15 protein-coding genes are annotated in these 18,931 nt (G+C 71.2%); 10 read left to right on the forward strand and 5 right to left on the reverse strand.

The annotated features are described in order from the left end of the window. Window positions 1-17 precede the first annotated feature (17 nt). Both DSM104329_RS26240 and DSM104329_RS26245 read right to left on the reverse strand, forming a co-directional pair. The gene (locus tag DSM104329_RS26240) at window positions 18-2,036 is read right to left on the reverse strand and encodes an oligosaccharide flippase family protein (RefSeq protein ID WP_259312822.1); all 2,019 of its coding nucleotides are present in this window, start codon (window positions 2,034-2,036) and stop codon (window positions 18-20) included. Window positions 2,037-2,052: 16 nt separating this feature from the next. After that, window positions 2,053-2,661: a class I SAM-dependent methyltransferase gene (locus DSM104329_RS26245; protein ID WP_259312823.1), complete on the reverse strand. Its 609-nt coding sequence runs from the start codon at window positions 2,659-2,661 to the stop codon at window positions 2,053-2,055. 247 nt (window positions 2,662-2,908) lie between these two features. On the opposite strand from DSM104329_RS26245, the gene DSM104329_RS26250 reads away from it, so the two are divergent. From DSM104329_RS26250 to DSM104329_RS26290, 9 genes are all read left to right on the forward strand, one after another. Then, entirely contained in the window at window positions 2,909-4,126 is a 1,218-nt protein-coding gene (locus tag DSM104329_RS26250; RefSeq protein WP_259312824.1) for a class I SAM-dependent methyltransferase, read from the forward strand. Next, window positions 4,119-4,793 (forward strand): hypothetical protein, encoded by a 675-nt coding sequence (locus DSM104329_RS26255; protein ID WP_259312825.1) that lies wholly within the window; start codon window positions 4,119-4,121, stop codon window positions 4,791-4,793. Before DSM104329_RS26250 ends, DSM104329_RS26255 begins: the two co-directional genes overlap by 8 nt. Before the next feature lie 14 nt (window positions 4,794-4,807). Further along, window positions 4,808-5,389 carry a hypothetical protein gene (locus tag DSM104329_RS26260; RefSeq protein WP_259312826.1) on the forward strand — a complete coding sequence of 194 codons (582 nt, stop codon included), beginning with the start codon at window positions 4,808-4,810 and terminating at the stop codon, window positions 5,387-5,389. 93 nt (window positions 5,390-5,482) lie between these two features. Then, entirely contained in the window at window positions 5,483-6,262 is a 780-nt protein-coding gene (locus tag DSM104329_RS26265) for a sulfotransferase (RefSeq protein WP_259312827.1), read from the forward strand. Between the two features lie 20 nt (window positions 6,263-6,282). Beyond that, window positions 6,283-7,065: a sulfotransferase gene (locus tag DSM104329_RS26270; RefSeq protein WP_259312828.1), complete on the forward strand. Its 783-nt coding sequence runs from the start codon at window positions 6,283-6,285 to the stop codon at window positions 7,063-7,065. 40 nt (window positions 7,066-7,105) lie between these two features. After that, window positions 7,106-8,251: a glycosyltransferase family 61 protein gene (locus tag DSM104329_RS26275; RefSeq protein WP_259312829.1), complete on the forward strand. Its 1,146-nt coding sequence runs from the start codon at window positions 7,106-7,108 to the stop codon at window positions 8,249-8,251. A gap of 44 nt (window positions 8,252-8,295) precedes the next feature. After that, window positions 8,296-9,432, forward strand: a complete 1,137-nt coding sequence (locus tag DSM104329_RS26280) for a glycosyltransferase family 61 protein (RefSeq protein WP_259312830.1) — start codon at window positions 8,296-8,298, stop codon at window positions 9,430-9,432. Then, window positions 9,429-10,382, forward strand: a complete 954-nt coding sequence (locus tag DSM104329_RS26285; RefSeq protein ID WP_259312831.1) for an acyltransferase — start codon at window positions 9,429-9,431, stop codon at window positions 10,380-10,382. The genes DSM104329_RS26280 and DSM104329_RS26285 overlap by 4 nt, the downstream gene beginning before the upstream one ends. Before the next feature lie 54 nt (window positions 10,383-10,436). Then, the gene (locus DSM104329_RS26290) at window positions 10,437-11,321 is read left to right on the forward strand and encodes a class I SAM-dependent methyltransferase (protein ID WP_259312832.1); all 885 of its coding nucleotides are present in this window, start codon (window positions 10,437-10,439) and stop codon (window positions 11,319-11,321) included. Here the strand turns inward: DSM104329_RS26290 and DSM104329_RS26295 are convergent. Next, window positions 11,259-14,489, reverse strand: coding sequence for a glycosyltransferase family protein (locus tag DSM104329_RS26295; protein ID WP_259312833.1), 3,231 nt, complete (start codon window positions 14,487-14,489; stop codon window positions 11,259-11,261). The genes DSM104329_RS26290 and DSM104329_RS26295 overlap by 63 nt on opposite strands. 6 nt (window positions 14,490-14,495) lie before the next feature. After that, entirely contained in the window at window positions 14,496-15,710 is a 1,215-nt protein-coding gene (locus DSM104329_RS26300) for an alginate O-acetyltransferase AlgX-related protein (protein ID WP_259312834.1), read from the reverse strand. Window positions 15,711-15,787: 77 nt separating this feature from the next. Here DSM104329_RS26300 and DSM104329_RS26305 point away from each other — a divergent pair, with 77 nt between their 5' ends. Next, window positions 15,788-16,414, forward strand: a complete 627-nt coding sequence (locus tag DSM104329_RS26305) for a class I SAM-dependent methyltransferase (RefSeq protein WP_259312835.1) — start codon at window positions 15,788-15,790, stop codon at window positions 16,412-16,414. On the opposite strand, the gene DSM104329_RS26310 is transcribed toward DSM104329_RS26305, so the two are convergent. Further along, entirely contained in the window at window positions 16,395-18,914 is a 2,520-nt protein-coding gene (locus DSM104329_RS26310) for a glycosyltransferase (protein ID WP_259312836.1), read from the reverse strand. The two genes, DSM104329_RS26305 and DSM104329_RS26310, sit on opposite strands and share 20 nt — an antisense overlap. Between the last annotated feature and the right edge of the window lie 17 nt (window positions 18,915-18,931).

Raw genomic sequence — 18,931 nt, forward strand, 5'->3', positions numbered from 1 at the left:
GGCGCCCCGTCCGCCGGTCACATGGCGACCGGCGCGCCCTCGTGGATCTGGCCGTTGCGCCACGCCCGCCGGGGCGCCCGGCGCAGCTCGTCGAAGGCGCTCTCGATGTGGTGCAGCGCGTACGTGTCCATGCCCGCCTCCTTCAGGCGGAGGACCATCGCGTCCTGCGCCGCGGTGGACTCGTTGACGCGCAGGAGCAGGTAGTCGCCGATCTGGCCGTCGAGCTCCTCGGGCGCCTCCTGCTCGGCGACCTGGCGCACCGCGCGCGACAGGCGCACGTAGACCTCGTCCAGCGTGATGTGCTCCTCCGCGGCGACCTGGGCCGGCGGCTTGTTCTCGCGCACGATCGCCTCGAGCACGGCGCGCCGGCGCGCCGGCAGCCGGGGGACCCGGGCCACGACGTGGTGGCGCCGGCTCGGATGCGGGAGGGCCGCCCAGACGATGTCGCGCAGGACCGGTACGTGGTAGTACGGGACGGCACCGCTGACGACCAGGCCGACGGGCAGCAGGATGAGGCCGACGAGCCCGAGGAGCGGATGCAGCCACGGATTGATCGATTCGGCCGCCGCCGCCAGCTGGGTGCCGACGGCCCACGAGACCACGGAGGCGAGGAACCCGCGGCCCACGCGGCCCCACTGCGGGACGAACGGATCGCTCGACCGGGCGGCCAGGAACAGCAGGAGCCCCAGCACGCAGCCCATGGAGCAGATCACCGCGAGCGCGGCACCGTAGGCCCCCAGCGGCGGGATCAGCAGCGGGGAGAAGGCGGCGAGCAGGGCCACGCCCATGATCGACGAGGTGATGCGCCAGAACCGCGAGTGCTTGATGCTCGAGAAGCGCAGGATGATCGAGAAGAAGCCGTACATCGTGAACGAGACGGCGAGGATCGGGATGAGCTTCGACGCGTCGCGGTAGGACGGCGCCGCGATGAGCACGAGCAGGTCGGCCGTGATCGACATGATCACGACGAGCGACAGGCAGCACAGGATGAAGTAGGTGAAGATGTAGCGCTTGACGTGCGTCGAGCCGCCCTCGCGCTCGTACGTGGCGGCCGACAGCGCGGTGCGCTCCAGGGGCGGATACGCCGTCGTGTAGGCGCTGACGAAGTAGCTCGGGATGCTCGCGAGGCGGCTGGCGAGGCGGTACAGGCCGACCTGGCTGTTGGGCGAGTAGCGCGACAGGAAGAACGTGTCCGCGTTGTGCATGAGCCACATCGAGATGTGCATGACGCTCGCCGGGGCCCCGCCGACCAGGATGCGCCGCACGTAGTGGCGGCTGAAGCCCCAGCGGAAGTTCTTGCGCGCGACGACCATGCACAGGAGGACGCTGATCGCCGTCCCGAGCGCCGTGCCCAGCACCGCCCCCCTGACGCCCTCGTGGGCGGTCACCACGAAGTAGACGGCCAGGCCGACGACGAGCGGGGGACGCATGACCGCCGCGACCACGTACCACCACGGACGCCGCTCCATGCGCAGCAGGTTGTGCATGAAGCGGAAGAACGAGCCGGCGATCGCGGACACCTGGGCCAGCTGGACGAGCGAACCGCCCTCGGGGTCGTGGATGAGGAAGCCGGCGATCGGCGTGGCGAACACGAACACCGGCACCGTGACCACCACCATCACCGCGACCATGATCCAGACGCCCGTGGTGAGCGCGAGCTGGCGGTCCTTGACGAGCTGCTGGGTGCCGAGACCCTCGTCGACGGCCCCCATGTCGCCGCCGCCGTCGCCCATCCCGTCGTCGCCGCCGTCGTCGCCCGAGTGGCCGTAGGTCACGATGAGCGCGCCCTGCAGCGTGACGAGGTTCATGATCATCGTCGACAGGCCCGAGAAGAACATCAGCAGCGCCAGCTCGCCGTACTCCGCGGGCTCGAGGAAGCGCGTGAAGACGGCCAGCTGAAGCAGGCTGAACGGGAACACCGAGCACATGGCGATCGCGTAGATCGCCGTGTTGCGGCTCAGGATTCCCCCATAGCGGGAGAAGATCTCCCGCGTGTCCGGGCCTCCGTCGCGGGCCTCGGGCGGATCCGTCGGCACATCGGCGAATGTAGCGTCAGCTCAGGGAGCCGACGAGGAGCTCGCCGCGATACTGGCCCTCCGCGAGCGCGACGCACTCCAGCGCGTCGAAGCGCTCCGCCACCCGGTCGAGCAGGTCCTCGCCGAACGCCCAGACGTTGCCGTAGCGGTTCGGCTCGGCCCGGCGCGTGGTGCGTCCTCGGGCGAACGGGATCTCCATGAGCGCATGGCCGCCGGGCGCCAGGACGCGCGCGATCTCGTCGAGCGCCCGCTCGTAGTCCTCGATCTCCTCCACGACGTGCTGCGTGACGAACAGCCCGAAGACGTGGTCGTTGAAGTCGCGCATGTCGGAGAGATCCACGGTGCGATCGACGAATCCGACCGCCCGCGGGTCGGCGGGGTTGCCGGTCGTCCAGCGGTCGATGGCGACGTAGCTCCACCCGCGCCGGCGCAGGTGCTCGCCGAACACCCGCGGGTTCAGCGGCCCGGCCTCGAGCGCCCAGCGCCCGTCGCCCGCGGCCAGGAGCCCCGCCGCCTCGCGGGCCAGGGCGCGCTGGCGCTCCAGCGCGCCGCATCCGTCACAGACGGCGGAGGTGCGGCCCCCGAAGGCCGAGAACGACGTGCTGTCGCAGATCGGACAAGCCATTGCGGAGATGGCTTCTATCAATTCGTCCAGGTGTCCCGAACGCTCCTGGGATTGCGCTAGGATCGCCCGCGCCGGTGAGTGGGCATCTCTCCGGGATGCCGCGGGAGCTTGGCGACGCAAACCCTTCTTTGGACGACCTTGGGCTTCGTGCTGAGCTGGCCGGCCCGGGTCGTCGTTTCGAACTCTAATCCCACCGACGGAGCGGCGAGTGACTGTCAGACGACCCATTGAGAGCTGGTCCAGCACCTTGGAGACCGGGGCCATCCTGGTTCCCTCCGCGGACGGCTCCGACGACACCGTCGCGATGTACGCGCTGCTCGACGACGACGTCGCCGCGCTGCTCGTGCCGAACGGGGAGGCGACGGGCTGGAAGCTCGCCGAGGTCCCGGAGCGGCTGCGGCCGGTGATCTCCGCCCGCCATCCGGAGCGCAAGCTCCGCTACGGCAGCAATCCGGGCGGCCTGCTGTGGCGCGACCGGCCGGCGCTGCCGCTGGTCGACGTCGCGCCCGCCAAGATCAACCTGCGCTACACCGGCGGCGACACCGAGGCGCTGCTGCGCCGTCGCGGCCAGACGTACAAGGGCGACTGGGACCGCGAGGTCGAGCCGTTCGCGCCGGACGCGGCGGCCGGCGGCGAGCTCACGCAGTCGATCGCGACCGAGGGCTACAAGACCCAGCAGGAGCTGGACACGGGAACCGAGGACGACGAGGTGCTGGTCGCCATCGGGCGCGACGGGCGCTTCGTCCTCGTCGACGGCGCCAAGCGCGTCGCGGCGGCGCGCGCCGCCGGCCTGGAGTCGATCCCGGTCAACGTGGTCGCGCGCCACCCGAGTTGGGAGACGTTCCGTGACCGCGTCGTCGCGTTCGCCGGCGGCCACCAGGGCCGCGTCTACCAGCGCGTCGAGCACCCGGACCTGTTCGACCTGCAGGCCCATCACTTCGACGACCGCCTCCCGGTGCTCACGAAGGCGTTCGAGGGCTACGACATCCCGGGCAAGAAGCTCATGGACATCGGCGCCCACTGGGGGCAGATGAGCCGCGCGATGGAGGATCTCGGGTTCGACGTCACGGCGGTCGAGGCCAACCCGCAGAGCGCGCGCATCGCCACGCGCCTGCGCGACGCGACGGAGTACCGCTACGAGATCTGGGAGGGCTCGGTCTTCGAGTTCCCCCGCCTCGCGGAGATGAACGTCGTCCTCGGCCTGAACATCTTCCACCACTTCCTGAAGACGCAGGAGATGTACGAGGGCATGACGTCGATGCTCGACCGCCTCGACGCCGACATCCTCATCTTCGCCGCGCACGTCTACGAGCGCCGCGGGCCGGACATGGACAACGCCTACCGGAACTACCCGCCGGACGAGTTCGCCCAGTACGTCTCCGAGCACAGCCGGCTTCCGCAGATCGACCTGCTCGGCCACTCGCACGACGGGCGGCCGCTGTTCAAGTTGTCCCGCAATGGCTGAGACCCTCCGGGGAAACTGGGAGGCGACCACGCTGCTGTTCTGCGGCGCGTCGCACATGGGCAAGTCGTGGGCGGCGAAGAACGTCCTCGTCCCGCAGTACGGGGCCGTCTATCGCCAGGTCGACCGGATGTACACGGTCGCGGCGATGGATGCGGGCATGCTGCCCGGAGGACCGACGGACAAGCCGGCCGCCAAGGAGGCGCGCCGGCGGGCCCGCAACCGATCCTGGCCCAGTCCCGAGGCGGGACAGCTGTTCTTCGGATCCTTCGAGCGCCAGGTCCGCCAGGCGCTCCAGGAGGGGTTGGAGCTGCACGCCCCCGTGGTCATCGAGGGCGGCACGCTTCGCTGGGAGGAGGAGGCCGAGATCGCCGCGCGCTGCGCGCGCGAGGTCAACGGCCCGGATGCGCGCATCGTGCGCGCGACGTTCCAGATGTCGTACGAGCGGTGGCTGCAGAACCGCGTCAACCGGATGCTTCTCTCGCGGGTGGAGACGGTGCCCCTACGGGCGCTGTCGGTCGAGACCTACAAGCGGGAGGCCAAGGACGCACGGCCCAAGCCGAGCGACTCGCTGGCGATCGAAGACGTGAAGCTGCGCACGCCCGCTGCCCTTCAGCGGTTGATGGCCGACCTGGACCGCAGCGCGGCCGCTGTGCAGACCAACCCATGACGAGGAGGCGACCCATGGCCCCGAAACACTCAGTCCTGGCCACCATCGCGGCCCTGGCCTCGATCGGCGCGATCATCACCGGCTGCGGCGGCAACAGCGGCTCGGACACGTCGGCGAGCACCGGCGCGACATCGACGCCGGCGTCCACCCCGTCGACGTCCACCCCCTCGACCACGCCGGCGGAGACGACGCCCGGCCAGACGAGCACGACGCCGAAGCCCCCGAAGGACCTTCCGCTGCGCAAGAACACGAAGATCACCGAGACGCAGCTCACGGCCGTGCGCGACCGGATGAAGCTCTTCGCCCAGTGCGTGCGTGACACGGGCTCGACCGTCAGCACCGAGCCCAAGGACGTCAAGGGCTTCGGCCTGCGGCGCGCCCAGGGCGGCCTGCTGCGCGTCACCTGGAAGGGCGGCAGCGACGGCGCCGACGTCGTCGTCCTGGCCACCCTCCCCAACGCGAAGCGCACGAAGGCCTCGCTCACCGAGCAGCCGAAGGTCGTGCGCAAGAAGATGATCGTCATCGCCTTCGACTCCAAGCCGACCGCGGCGCAGACGAAGACCATCAACGCGTGCACGACTCGCGCGAACAAGTAGCTCGGCACGCCACGACGGCGGCCGTGACGAAATACGGACGATCCGGACCCCCCGCCCGCACTGCGCGCGGAGCGGATCCGCGGTAGGAGGACCATGTACGACGACGTCGAGGTGTTCTGCCTCTTCATGGGCTACACGCGCAGCGGGCACAGCCTCGTCGGGACCGTGCTCGACGCCCACCCGGAGGCGGTCGTCGCGCACGAGGGCAAGATCTTCGCCGGCGACGAGCGCAAGTCGCTCACCGGCGAGCTGCGGCCGTTCAAGCGCAACAAGCTGTTCGACTACCTCGTCAACCGCTCGGCGCGCCAGGCGGAGCAGGGCCACCGCGGCTGGCGCCGCGACTCGAGCTCCACGAACCTCATCCCCGGCGCCAGCAACGGCACCTACACGAAGCTCCGGGTGATCGGCACCAAGCGCGGCCAGGAGCCGCCGATGATCTGGGAGAAGAACCCGGAGATCTTCGACCAGCTCGCCCAGCTGACGGGGGCCGAGATCAGGCTGCTTCACGTGTACCGCAACCCGTGGGACAACATCGCCTCGATGGGGCGCTTCCACGGCGACCGGGCGATCGGCAAGTACTTCCGGCGCGCGAACATCATCAACCGCTTCCAGCACGAGTCCGACGTGCCGATGCACCACATGGCGCTCGAGGATCTCGTCGACGACCCGGAGCAGGAAGTCCGGACGATGCTCGAGTTCTACTCGCTGCCCGTCGACGACACGTTCCTCGCCGCCTGCCGCCAGCGCATCGACGGAAAGCCGAGCGAGAGCCGCAAGGAGCGGGAGTGGAGCGAGGGCGCCATCGAGGCGGTCGCCAAGCGGATGGATCGGGTGCCATGGCTCGAGCGGTATCCCAAGACGCCCTGGGAATAGCGGAGGGGTCGGCCGCCGCCATGTTCGACGACGTCGAGCTGTTCTGCCTGTTCATGGGCTACACCCGCAGCGGGCACAGCCTCGTGGGCACGGTGCTCGACGCCCATCCCGAGGCGGTGATCGCCCACGAGGGCAAGATCTTCGCCAGCGAAGAGGGCAAGTCGATCACCGGCGGGCTGCGCGCGGTCGACCGGCGACGCCTGTTCACCTACCTCGTCGACCGGTCGGCGCGCCAGGCCCGCGAAGGGCACCGCGGCTACCGGCGCGACCAGTCGGCGCCGACCAACCTGATCCCGGGCGGCAGCCACGGGACGTACACCACGCTGCGGGTCCTCGGCACGAAGCGCGGGCAGGAGCCCCCGATCGCCTGGGACCGCAACCCGCTCGTGTTCGACCAGCTCGAGGAGCTCGCGCAGGCGAAGGTCCGCATGATCCACGTCTACCGCAACCCGTGGGACAACATCGCCTCCATGGGGCGCTTCCACGGCGACCGCGCGATCGTGAAGTACTTCCGGCGCGCGGAGATCATCAAGCGCTTCCGCGAGCAGGAGGTCCTGCCGATGTACGACCTCGCGCTCGAGGACCTGGTCGCCGACCCGGCCAAGGAGGTGCGCGGCCTGCTTGAGTTCCTCGACCTGCCGGTGACCGACGAGTTCCTCGCCGCGTGCGCGGACAACATCGACCGCCGGGTCAGCGCCAGCCGCAAGGAGCGCGAGTGGACCCGCCAGGACGTCGAGATGGTCGTCCGGCGCATGGCGATGATCCCGTGGCTCGAGCGGTACCCGCGGCGTCCCTGGCACTGAGTCAAGTCTACTAAATCTGTCGGCATGCTAGGTTTTTGGCATGGCCGACATCGACGCCTACGAGGACTACCAGCAAGTCGACCGTATCGCCGACCTGATGGGGCCCGGCAACCGCATCTTCGAGATGACGGCCGAGGCCCCGCCGCCGACCCCCGCGTTCGACTTCCTCAACGGCCCCCCGCCGATGAAGCTCGGCCTGAGCCGGTGGCCGATCCAGCTCCGCGTGGTCAAGGTCGACAACGCCCTGGTCATGCCGCGGCGCACCATCGTCAACGCGTCGAACGGCAAGCTGCTGCTCGACAGCCTGCGCAAGCCGCTCGGACCCGGACAGCCGCTGCCCGAGAGCATGCAGCGCCGGGTGACGTCCCGGCGCATCGGCTCCATCCTGCGCAGCCCGAACACGGAACACGTCGCCGGCCCCGCCTTCAGCGCGATCGCGCGCAACGACGGCTACGGCCATGTCCTGCTCGAAGCCGTCAGCCAGCTCTGGGCGGCCGCTGAGCTCGATCTGTCGAGCATGCCCGTCGCCGTCAACGCGCTCGGCGGCGGCCGCGACTACCAGCTCCGGCTCATGCGGCCGTTCGGCGTGACCGAGCGCAACGCGGTCATGGCCAACCGCGGCAACGTCTTCTTCGAGTCGCTCATCGTCGCGGCGCAGTCCTACGTGCTGCCCAAGCGCATCTCGCAGCGCTTCTGGGACGTGACCCAGCGGATCAGCGGCTTCTACGCGTCCGACCTCGACGCTCGCCAGCCCGACCGGCGGCTGTACGTCTCGCGGCGCAAGGCAAGCAAGCGCCGGCTCGTCGACGAGGAACGCATCGAGCAGATCTTCGCCCGCCACGACTTCGAGGTCTTCCACCCCGAGGACCACGACGTACCCGAGCAGATCCGCACGTTCGCCCGCGCGAGCTGGATCGCCGGCTCCGTCGGCAGCGGCCTCTACAACTCCGTCTTCGCGCCGCCCGGCGTGCGCCGCATCATCCTCGCCCCCGGCCACTTCCACACGCCGAACGACCTGCTCATGAGCCGCGACCACGGGCCCATGTACCTGTTCGGCGAGTCCAGCTCGACGAACCCCAAGCAGGCGATCGTCGAGGACTGGTCGATCGACGCCGGCGTCGTGGAGCGAGCGCTCGACGGCGTGTTCGCCGGCGAGCGCGTGCTGGCCGGCGCGATCGCCGCCTGACCCCGGAGGGCGGCCGGTGCGCCGCTGGTACGGTTTTCCGGCGCATGGCGGCCGATGTCGAGATCGATGTCTACGAGGACTACGAGCGGGTCGGCTCGGTCGCCGAGCTGTTCGGCCCGGGCAACCGCATCCTCGAGCTCGAGCCCGAGGAGCCGCCCGCCATCCCGGAGTACGCGTTCCTCAACGGCGCGCCGGACATCGAGTACGGCATGGGCCGCTGGCCGATCCAGCTGCGGGTCGTCAAGGTGGACAACGTCCTCTTCCTGCCCCAGCGCACGATCGTCAACGCCGACACCGGCCGGCTGCTGCTCGACAGCCTGCGCAAGCCGCTGGGCCCCGACCACCCGCTGCCCGACGAGACCGAGCGCCGCATCCAGCCCGAGCGGCTGAACGACATCATGCGCGACGCGGCCACCGTGCGCGTCGGGGGGACGACGTTCAACGCGGCCTCCCGCAACGGCGGCTACGGCCACGTGCTGCTCGAGGCGGTCAGCCAGCTGTGGGCGGCCGCGGACCTCGATCTGACGACGATGCCGGTGGCGGTCAACGGGCTGCGGCCGGACCTGCGCTACCACCTCCAGCTCCTGCGGCCCTTCGGCGTCACCGAGCGCAACGCCATCCGCGTCAACCGCGGCAACATGTGGTTCGAGTCGCTGATTCTTGCCTCGCAGTCCTACGTGCTGCCCAAGCGCATCTCCGAGCGCTTCTGGGACGTCATGCAGCGGGTCCGCGAGTTCTACGCGCCCGGCGCCGACGAGGGACCGCACGACCGGCGGCTGTTCGTCTCTCGCCGCAAGGCGAGCAAGCGCCGGCTCGATAACGAGGAGTGCATTGAGCAGATCTTCGCCGGCCACGGCTTCGAGATCTTCCACCCCGAGGACCACGACGTGCCCGAGCAGATCCGCACGTTCGCGACCGCGAGCTGGATCGCCGGCTCCGTGGGCAGCGGCCTCTACAACACCGTCTTCGCACCGGCCGGGGTGCGCCGCATCATCCTCGCCCCCGGCCACTTCTACACGCCCAACGACGTCCTGATGACCCGCGAACATGGGCCGCTCTACCTCTTCGGCCGGTCGGGCTCGCCCAACCCCAAGCAGGCGATCATCGAGGATTGGACGATCGACGCCGAAGCGGTCGAGCGGGCCGTGGCCGGCGTGTTCGCGACGGAGGACGCGTCGTGAGCAGCGCCGGCGAGCTGCAGCCGGGATGGGGCCGGCGCGACGTCGAGGCCATGGGCGCCGCGCTCGAGGCCACCCGCCGGGACCTCGAGCGCGTGCGCGACTCGCGCGCCTGGCGGATCGGCCACGCCGTCACCGGCGGCCTGCGCCGGATGACCCTGCGCGGCCACAGCACGGAAGGCGCCGTCCAGGCGGCGATCGATCGCATCGAGGAGGTGCAGCGTTCCGTGTCGGCCTCCGCCACGCCCCCGAGCCCCCCGACGCCCGCGATCCCCGAGTGGGACGCGTGGCTGGCCTCGGCCTTCGGCGGCGACCCGCCGCGGGCCTACCTCACGGACATGGCGCAGGACCACCGGATCTGGCTGTCGACCACCGGCCTGGGCCGCGAGCTGATCGCCGATCCGGAGACGTTGCAGTTCGAGAAGTGCTCGTTCGACATCGAGGGCGACGACGCGACCATCGCGCTCGCGCCGGGCGCGTCGCTGCACCGCTGCCGGATCATCGTCCGCGGCCACCGCGCGCGCGTGGCGATCGGCGCCGGCGTGGAGATCCGCGAGACGACGCTGCGCATCGACGCCGACGACGGCACGATCCTCGTCGGGAACGCGTCGAACTGCTTCGGAGGCGCGCTGCTCGTCCACGAGGACGGCCTGAGCGTCGTCGTCGGCGAGGACTGCATGCTCTCGCGCGACATCTTCGTGCGCACGTCGGACTCGCACTCCGTGGTCGACATGCTGTCGGGCGACCGGATCAACCCGCCCGCCTCCGTGGTCCTCGGCGACCACGTCTGGGTGGGGGCCGAGGCCAGGATCCAGAAGGGCGTGACGGTGGGCGAGCACGCCGTCATCGGCGCCAACACGGTCGTCACCCATGACGTGCCGCCGCACACGGTCGTCGCGGGCAACCCCGCGCGCGTGGTGCGCGAGGACGTCACCTGGCGACGCTCGCTGTAGCGGGGTCGCGAGACCGGCGGCGCCGGCGCGGCGGCGTGTAGCGTTGCGCGGTCAGTGCTCCTCAAGCTGAAGCGTCGCTACTGGCGGGCGAGGAAGCGGCTGCTTCAGGCTCTGCACCGCTGGCCCGAGCCCCCGCCGCCCTCCATGCCCCCGCCGCCACAGATCCAGGGATTCGCCGAGGCCGAAGCCGAGCGCAGGCTCAGCGACGAGAAGGTCCAGGAGATCTGCGAGTACATCCTCCATCGCGAGGAGGCGCTCGACCGCGACCTCCTGCGCTACGGCGACCCGGCCGGCAAGGACGTGCTGATCTTCGGCGGGGGCTACGGCAACGAGGTGCTGTGGGCCATGCGCCGCGGCGCCCGCTCGATCGTCTCGATCGACCTCAGCCACGTCTCGGCCGCGCCGCTGAAGCGGGCGATGGCCGCCCGCGGCATCGACCACCCGTCGTTCGAGTTCCGCCAGGAGAACGTCCACGAGACGGCACTGCGGGGAGAGACGTACGACCTCATCGTCTCCAACGGCGTGTTCGAGCACGTCCTCGACCTCAAGGGCGTGCTCGGCGCGTTCCGGCCGCTGCTGCGCGCGAAGGGCCGGATCGCGATCTTCGCCGACGGCCTCTGGTACTCGTCGATCGGCGGACACCTCCGCGGCGAGCCCTGGGAGCATCTCTGGCGCAGCCCCGCCGACGTCAAGGCGGCGCACCCGGACCGCTGGGACTACTACTGCAATCAGCTCAACCGCATGACGATCGTCGACTTTCTCGAGGCGGTCCGCAGCACCGGTCTGCTCGTGCTGCAGCTCAACACCGGCTGCGACCCCGCGCTCGTCCAGCTGCCCCGCCGCCTGCCCGCCATCCGCGAGCGCCTCGACGCCGTCTCACCGACCGACTGCTCGATCGTCTCGATCGGCTGCGAGCTGTGCTTCGCCGAGCACCTCTGAGCGCGGCCGCGGCGAAGGCCTCACACGCAGGGGATGGTCGCGGTCCTCGATGACCCGCTCGACCGCCGCCAGAAGGGTGTCGACGCGGCGGGCGAACGTGTGCTCGGCGAGGACGAGCTCCATGCCGCGGCGGCCGCGGTCGGCCCGGTCCCGGGGATCGGCGAGCAACGCGGCGATCGCCGACTCGAGCTCGTGGGGCGAGCCGTAGGTGACGACGGCGTCGCCGAAGCGCTCGAGGCCCGGGACGTCGTCGCTCACGACCACCGCTCCGCAGGCGAGCGCGTCATAGATCCGGTTCGAGACGAACCCGTGGGCGCGCATGTCGTCCCAGTGGTCGTTGAGGACGATCGCCGCGGAGCTGTACACGCGGCGCAGCTCGTCGTTGGGCACGTGCTCGGCGACGACGAGCTTCGTGTCGATCAGCCCCGCCCAGTTGGCGCCGTAGATCGCCAGGTCGCGCTTCGTCGGCAGCAGGTCGCGCACGATCGGGCGCAGGACGTTGCGCGAGTTGGCCACGTACGCGAGGTCGCGCCCGTGGACCTCGTCGGGATCGGGATAGAAGACGCGCGGGTCGGTCGCCTGCTCGAGCACGATCACCGGCGTGCGCGTGCGACCCCCGACCTCGGCGGCGAACGGCGGCGAGGCGACGCACACGAGGTCGTAGCTGTCGCACTCCTCGCCCGTGAGGAACTCGGGATGGCTGATGTTCCACAGCACGTTTAGCTGGCCGGGCTTGGGCTGATGGCGGCTGAGGCCCTTGAGCACGACCGCCACGTCGTACTCGAGCCCCTCGGGCTCCTCCCACTCCTCGAGGACCTGGATGAGGCAGCGATGCCCGCGGCGGCGCAGCTCGCGCTCCATCGCGCGAGCGAAGTGCAGGTCGCCCCAGCGCTCGGCCACGTCCCACGACGGGGCCCCGATCTTGAGCACGAACGACAGGCTCTGCTCGACATCGCGCAGCACGCGCGTGAGCTCGCGGGCGCGATGGGCGTACGTGTGGCGCTCGAGGACCACGCCGCGGTAGCGGGCGGCCAGCGCCTCGCGCCGGTCCGCGTCCGCCAGCAGCGCGTCGAGCTGGGCGCGCAGCTCGTCCGCGTCCGACCAGGTGGGGAACTCGTCGTCGAAGAGCTCGTGCACGCCCTCGGCGCAGTTCGTCAGCGGCAGCCGGCCGCAGGCCAGCGCGTCGAACACCCGGCAGTTCACGGCCCCGTAGGGCAGCGTCGGCGCCGCCGTGTCGTCGATGACGACGGTGGCCGACGCGTAGACGTCGCGGAGGCGGTCGTAGGCGATGGGGCCCTCCGCGTAGGGCGCTGCCTCCGGGACCTCCTCCCAGCCGCGGCCGAAGATCCGCAGACGCTCGCCCTCGTGCGGGGTCAGGGCCCGCTGCACCGCGCGCTCCTCGCCCCAGTGGTTGCCGGTGAAGACGTAGTCGGCCGCATAGCGGTCCTGGACGGGAGCGGGGGCGAAGCGCTCCGGGTTCGTCGCGAGCGAGAACGGGATGGAGGGCCGGCCGGTGCGTTCCTCGATGATCCGCGCCGACCCCGCCGACGAGGCCAGCAGCACGTCCGCGCGCTCGAACCAGGGACGCGCGAGCCAGCGGTCGGTCCAGTTGCGGATCCAGGCGATCGTCACGACCCGAGGATCCACGCGGCGCAGGTCGAAGACGTCCATGAGCGCGAGGACGTAGTCGAGGTCGTCCGGCAGGTCGTACCAGGCGTCGCCCTTGCGCTCGATGTAGGTCACGCGCCAGCCCTCGTCCTCCAGCGCCTCGCCCATCTCGTGCGCGGTGTACCAGTCGCCCCAGCCGTCGGCGACGTCCCGGCTCGTCAGCGTGATGGCGATGTGCGGCCTCGTGGGGCCGGCCCACGCCTCGTCGCCATCGAGCAGCGCGAGCCGGTTCTCGCGGCGCACGCGGGCGCCCCAGCGGTCGAGGAAGGCGCGCCGGTTGCCGAGCCGGTTGAGGCGCTGGAACTCCCGGCCCTGCAGATCCTGCGTGGAGGACTCGTTGTGGAAGGCGACCGAGCGCCCGCTGCACCACACCTCGCCGCCGGCGGCCAGCAGCTTGAGCCCCAGGTCGACGTCCTCGGTGCCGTAGCGGTAGCCCGGCGACATGCCGCCGACTCGGTCGAACCACTCGCGCGTCATCAGCAGGCACGCCGCGGTGACCGCCGGACAGCGGAGGTCGACGCCGAACTGCGCGTCGAACAGGGCATCGCCGTCGCCGTCGTTGTAGGGCAGGATCTCCGAGCCGTCGCTGAAGCGCACGCCGCGGTGCTGGACGGTGGGCCCCAGCAGCCACTCCTCCTCGACGCGCAGGAGCGTGGCGCCGACGGCCGCCGCGCCGGTCCGGTCGCACAACGCGACGAGCTCGGTCAGCCAGTGACGCTCGAACGGCACGATGTCGTTGTTGGCGAACAGCAGCAGTTCGCCTTCCGCGAGGTGAGCGCCCTGGTTGTTGCCCTCCGAGAACGAGACGTTGCGCTCGTTGCGGTGCACCTGGATCGGGAACGGCGCCTCCAGCTCGGCGAGGTATTGGGTGGTCCCGTCGGTCGACGCGTTGTCGACCACGACCAGCTCCAGCGCCGGGTAGTCGGTGTGGTCGACGAGCGCGGCGACAAGGCGCTTGAGGTGGACGAGGCCCTGGTGGGTGAGGACGATCATCGACACCGACCGGGGCTCGGCATCCGGGCGGCGGCCGAGACGGCGGCGCACCTCGTCGGCGAGGGTGCGGCGGCCGGGCTCGCGCTCGGCCTCGTCGACGATGCGCAGCGGGGCGCGGCGCATCGTCCGTCCCCCGGGCAGAGAGCCCGGCACGGGCGCGTGGGGCAGCAGGCGCGTCTGCTCGTCGATGAGCTCCAGGCGGTGCAACGTCGCCTGCAGTGCGCCCCGCGTCATGATCGGCCGCCGCAGCAGGCGCCGGCCGGTCCGCGTGAGGAAGTGGCCGATCCGCCAGGCCGTCGACTGCTCGGTCCGCTCGATGTCCTTGCGCGTCTCGCTCAGCGCGAGCAGCAGCGTCGACACCGTCTGCTCGAGCTCCCGGATGCGGGCCCGCTGCTCGCGCGTGACGGTCGCCGCGCGCTCCCGCTGGTGCGTGAGCTCCTCGATCGACGTACGCGCCTGCTCCAGCAGGTCCACACGGGGCTCTGTGTCGGGCGGGAGGTCGCTCACGGGCCGCTACCGCACACCGGACCGGCGCAGCAACCCGCCGTCCGTGAGGATCTGCACCACGACGTCGGGTCGTTCCGCCCGGACGAGGTCTTCATCAAGCCGGTCGGTGTCGAGCAGCAGCGTCGTAGACGCGTGCTCTGCGAGGAGTCGCCCGATGCGTCCCGTGAGCGGCTCGCCCGCGACCAGCAGGCGCGGCGTGTCGAGCCCGGCCGCGCGCTCGAGCACGCGGGCGCCCGGCGCGACGTCGCGCCCCGGTCGCGCCGTCAGGGCCATGCCGGGGGCGAGCACCGGCTCGAGGTCGCGTCGCACCGCCTCGCCGGGCCGCCGGCCCGCCAGCGGCGCCTCGGCCAGGCTGTCGGCAACGGGCTCGTAGACCCCGAGGTCGAGCGCGTTCCACGGCATCGGGTTCAGCGCGACGCCCCGGACGGCCAGCGCCTTGGCGATCGCGCGTGCGGCGTAGAACGCGCCGGTCCAGGTCGGCTGCGCGCCGGTCCGCGTGAACACGCGGCCATGGGCGCGGGCGTCGGCCATCACGGGCAGCAGGTCGAGCACCTCGGCGAGTTGGGAGTCGCGGAGCCGGGCGACGAGCCGGGCGGCGATCCGGTTGGCCGGCTCGACCCCGAGGCCCACCGGCAGGTGCTCGGGATAGACGTGCAGCTTGTCGGGCAGCACGGCGACGATCGGCGTGAAGCGCAGGTCGCTGCCGAGGGCGTACAGGCCCTCGATGGCCTCCACGTAGGCGTCGATGACGGCATGCGGAACGGCGTGGGCACCGCGCAGCTCGGCGACCTCGGCGGGCGCGCCGGCGAAGACCCAGTCCGCGATGCCGGCCAGACCCATCGGGGAGGCCGCAGGCTCGTCCGCGAGATCGACCTGGGGATCCTCGACGAGCGCGACCCCGGGCAGCGGCACGCCCTCAGACGCCCAGGCGATCCAGTTGTTCGACAGCGGCAGCCGGCTGCCGCTGTCGACGTCGACGACCGCGATCCGGTGCTCCCCCGGCCCCAGCGGCCGAGTCAGCGGGATCCGGAACCCGTGGTACCCGTCCCCGATCCCGTGGCGGACCAGGTCGCTGCGCGGCTCGGCCGCACGTCCCCGGGCGAGCACCTCGCCGTCGACCTGGGCGCGGAGGACCAGCCGCCGATCGGGCGCGTCCTCGTCCCAGGCCCAACCGTGCACGGCGTCGCCGATGACGCCGTCGATGTAGCCGCTCACCCGCACCGGCGCGAGACTAGCCGCATCGATTGGCGGGGGGTGCGGCCGTCCGGCGTGCAGGTCCGACAGGTAGCGTGGAGGCCATGCGGCCCTGTCCGATCTGCGGTTCCACGGAGCGCCGAGAAGGCAACGGGCGCCCGCGCGCCGGCTGTGTCGGGTGTGGGTCCCTCGAGCGCCAGCGAGCGCTGGCCGGAGGACTGGCCGACCTGCTGGTGCCCACCGGGAACGGCAGCGGGCGCGTCCTCGAGTGCGCGCCGAACAGCCCGATGTTGCTGGGCAACTGGCTGCGCGACCGCGGCTGGCACTACGAGTCCTTCGACAAACGCTCGTTTCGCGAGCCGTTTCATCCCGGCGTCTTCGACCGGTTCGTCGACCATGACGCCGACGTGACGGACATGCGCTTCGCGCGGACCGGCGGCTACGAGCTCGTCCTGCTGCAGCACGTCCTCGAGCAGGTCCCGGACTACCTCGCGGGGCTCGACGAGCTCGCCCGGGTCGTCGAGCCGGGCGGCCGCGCCGTCCTGGAGATCGCCTGGCGCCGGGAGCGGCCCACCACCGAACCGCTGGCCCCGAACAAGCACGGCCACCGGTGGGTCATCGGCGCCGACGTCCTGCCCGAGCTGCACGCCCGGTTCGCCTCCGTCGAGCCGCGGGAGCTCGTCGACGAGGACGGCTACAAGGGGACGTTCTTCATCTGCCGGCCGGGCTGAGCGCTTCGGGGGCGGTGTCGGGGCTCCGGGGGCGGAACGCCCGGCGCCGGTCGGCCACCTCGCGGTAGAGCTCGGCGTAGGCCTGCGCCATGTCCGAGACGCTCGTCTCGTGCAGAATCGCCCGGGCCTGTTGGCGCCGGTACTCCTCGGGGTCGTCCGCGATCTCGAAGATGCGGCGCACGACCTCGGCGGGATCGTCGTGGGGCACGAGCCAGCCGCCACCCTGAGCTCCGATGCGCTCGCGAAGGGCGCCGAGATCCGACGCGACGACCGGAATCCCGGCGGCCCACGCCTCCGTGAGCGTGTGCGAGTAGGACTCGGCGGTGATCGACAGGACCGCGGCGAACGACGGGCCGATCTCGCGGACGCGGGCGAGGAACTGGTCGCGCTCGTACCCGCCGTGCTGGACACCGAGGTGGAGGAAGCGTGGGGGAACGAGGCCGAGGAAATGCAGCTCGAGGCGATCCTCCGTGTCGAGCGCCTTCATCTCGGCCAGAAGCTGGGCGCCCTTGTGCTCGCCGATGTTGCCGGGCACGAGTATGCGGATGGGCTCGCCGGGCTCAGGCACGACCGCGATGCCGGACGCCTGCTCGAGATCCCGCCCGTGCGGGATGATCGCGAAGGGGACATCCTCGATGCCGGGATACGTGCGGCGATACACGAACCGGATGTGCTCCGACGTCGTGACGAGCGCATCGGCGTTCTCGAGTACCGGCGCGATGCGGTGGCGCCAGTCGTTGATCCAGCGGTGCTTGAGCGGCGGGATCGCGCCCATCGTCGGCGGCACCTGGCAGACGCCGTCCCCGTCGGTGCAGATCCCCGCGCAGTAGCGGTGATCCTCGTCGAGCAGGTGGATGGTCGGGCAGGACAGGTAGAAGTCGTGGAAGGAGACGATGACCGGAATGCCGAGAGCCTCCGCGGTGAGGGGCAGGTCGAGCGTGTGCCGGAACAGGTGACGGACGTGGACGATCTCGACGGCGTAGGCCGTGAGGACGTGACGAGCGATCGCCGCACCGTCTGGACGCTCGAAGTCGACCGCCTGCCACGGCGTCTCGAGCTGCCACTGCTCGAGCTCGCGCAGGCCCCCCGGCTCCCAGCGCGACAGCCGCATCGTCACGCCGTCCGAGGTCAGGGCCAGGCAGTCATAGCGCGCGGCCAGACCGCGCATGAGGTCGCCGCTGGTCGCGGGCACGCCGCCGCCGCCGACGTGCAGGACGAACAGCAGCCGCGGCAGCGGCGGGGCGCCGCCGCGCTCGGCCCACGCAAACAGCTCGCGGGTGTGCTCGCGCAGCGTCCGCAGCTCGTCCGAGGCCACGAACGCGCGCACGAGCGACGTGTACCGCGGGTGGCGCTCGTCAAGCGTGACCCGGTTGCGCGCCACGAGCGCGGCCTTCTCCTCGCCGAAGCTCGACTCGCGATGATGCAGCACCCACGTGGCGTCATCGACCGCGTGCGACCATCCGAGCGCGGACGCGCGCATGCAGAAGTCGTTCTCCTCGCCGTAGCCGCGCGGGAAGCGCTCTTCGTCGAAGCGGCCGACGGTCTCGAGGCACGCGCGCTTGATGTAGAGGCAGAACCCGCTTCCCGTGGGCGCACGCAACCGCACGAGCGCCGGGTCCCGCGCGACGAGACGCGCGATGTCGTCGGGGGCGAAGCCGGGCGGCAGCGCGTTGTCGGCGTCGATCTCCGGCACGGAGAAGGCGCCGGCGTTGTTGGAGACCGGGGTGACCGTGCCGATCTCGCGCTCCTCGTAGGCCGCGATCATCAGCTGCTCGAGCCAGCGCGGCGGTACTTCGGTGTCGCTGTTGAGGACGACGACGTCCGCATCCGCGTCCGCCTGGTCGAACCCCCGGTTCACGGTGGCGGTGAACCCCAGGTTCTGCTCGTTGACCAGGACCCGGACGTTCGCGAGGCGGGCGCAGCGCTCGAGCAGCACCGCGATCCGCGGATCCGTGCTGGCGTCGTCGACGAGCAGCAGCCGGCCACGACTGCCGGTGTTCCGGACGAGGCTGTCGAGGCAGCGCTCGAGCTCCTCCGCGGCATTGTGGATCGGGACGATGATGGTCACGCTGGGCACCGCGGCCATGCGGGTCAGATCCACGCCGCCCGGGTCGCGGCGACGCACGGTCTGCTTGACCGGGAGCGTCGCGATGGCCGCGTCGACCGAGGGGGGCGGGGTGGAGAGGCGGGCGACGAGCGACTCGGCCGCGCCCTCGTTGCTCAGCGGCCGGCGCCGGACGCGGCCGAGCGCGCGCATGACGCGGTGGCCGTAGCGCCATGATCGTGAGGTCTGCAGACGCCGTGCATCATCGAGCAGCGCCGCCCGCTCGGCGAGCAGCTCCTCCAGCGCGGCCTCGAGCTGCTCCAGCCGCTCGGAGGACTCGGCCAGGGCCGTGCGGAGTCCTGGAGCCGCGGCGCTCTCCCCTCGCAGCAGTGTGAGCTCTTCGCGCAGCCATGCGATCTGGCGCTCGTGCAGCGATGTCAGGTCGTCGGATGCCACCACGGTCCAGGTGCGAG

It is taken from the genome of Capillimicrobium parvum, from assembly GCF_021172045.1.
Lineage (GTDB): Bacteria > Actinomycetota > Thermoleophilia > Solirubrobacterales > Solirubrobacteraceae > Capillimicrobium > Capillimicrobium parvum.

Excerpts from the sequence above, each read along its gene's own strand:
- DSM104329_RS26260 (WP_259312826.1), top strand. The coding sequence starts at position 4,808 with ATGGCCCCGAAACACTCAGTCCTGGCCACCATCGCGGCCCTGGCCTCG.
- DSM104329_RS26270 (WP_259312828.1), top strand. The coding sequence starts at position 6,283 with ATGTTCGACGACGTCGAGCTGTTCTGCCTGTTCATGGGCTACACCCGC.
- DSM104329_RS26305 (WP_259312835.1), top strand. The coding sequence starts at position 15,788 with ATGCGGCCCTGTCCGATCTGCGGTTCCACGGAGCGCCGAGAAGGCAAC.
- DSM104329_RS26265 (WP_259312827.1), top strand. The coding sequence starts at position 5,483 with ATGTACGACGACGTCGAGGTGTTCTGCCTCTTCATGGGCTACACGCGC.
- DSM104329_RS26280 (WP_259312830.1), top strand. The coding sequence starts at position 8,296 with ATGGCGGCCGATGTCGAGATCGATGTCTACGAGGACTACGAGCGGGTC.
- DSM104329_RS26255 (WP_259312825.1), top strand. The coding sequence starts at position 4,119 with ATGGCTGAGACCCTCCGGGGAAACTGGGAGGCGACCACGCTGCTGTTC.
- DSM104329_RS26275 (WP_259312829.1), top strand. The coding sequence starts at position 7,106 with ATGGCCGACATCGACGCCTACGAGGACTACCAGCAAGTCGACCGTATC.
- DSM104329_RS26245 (WP_259312823.1), bottom strand. The coding sequence starts at position 2,661 with ATGGCTTGTCCGATCTGCGACAGCACGTCGTTCTCGGCCTTCGGGGGC.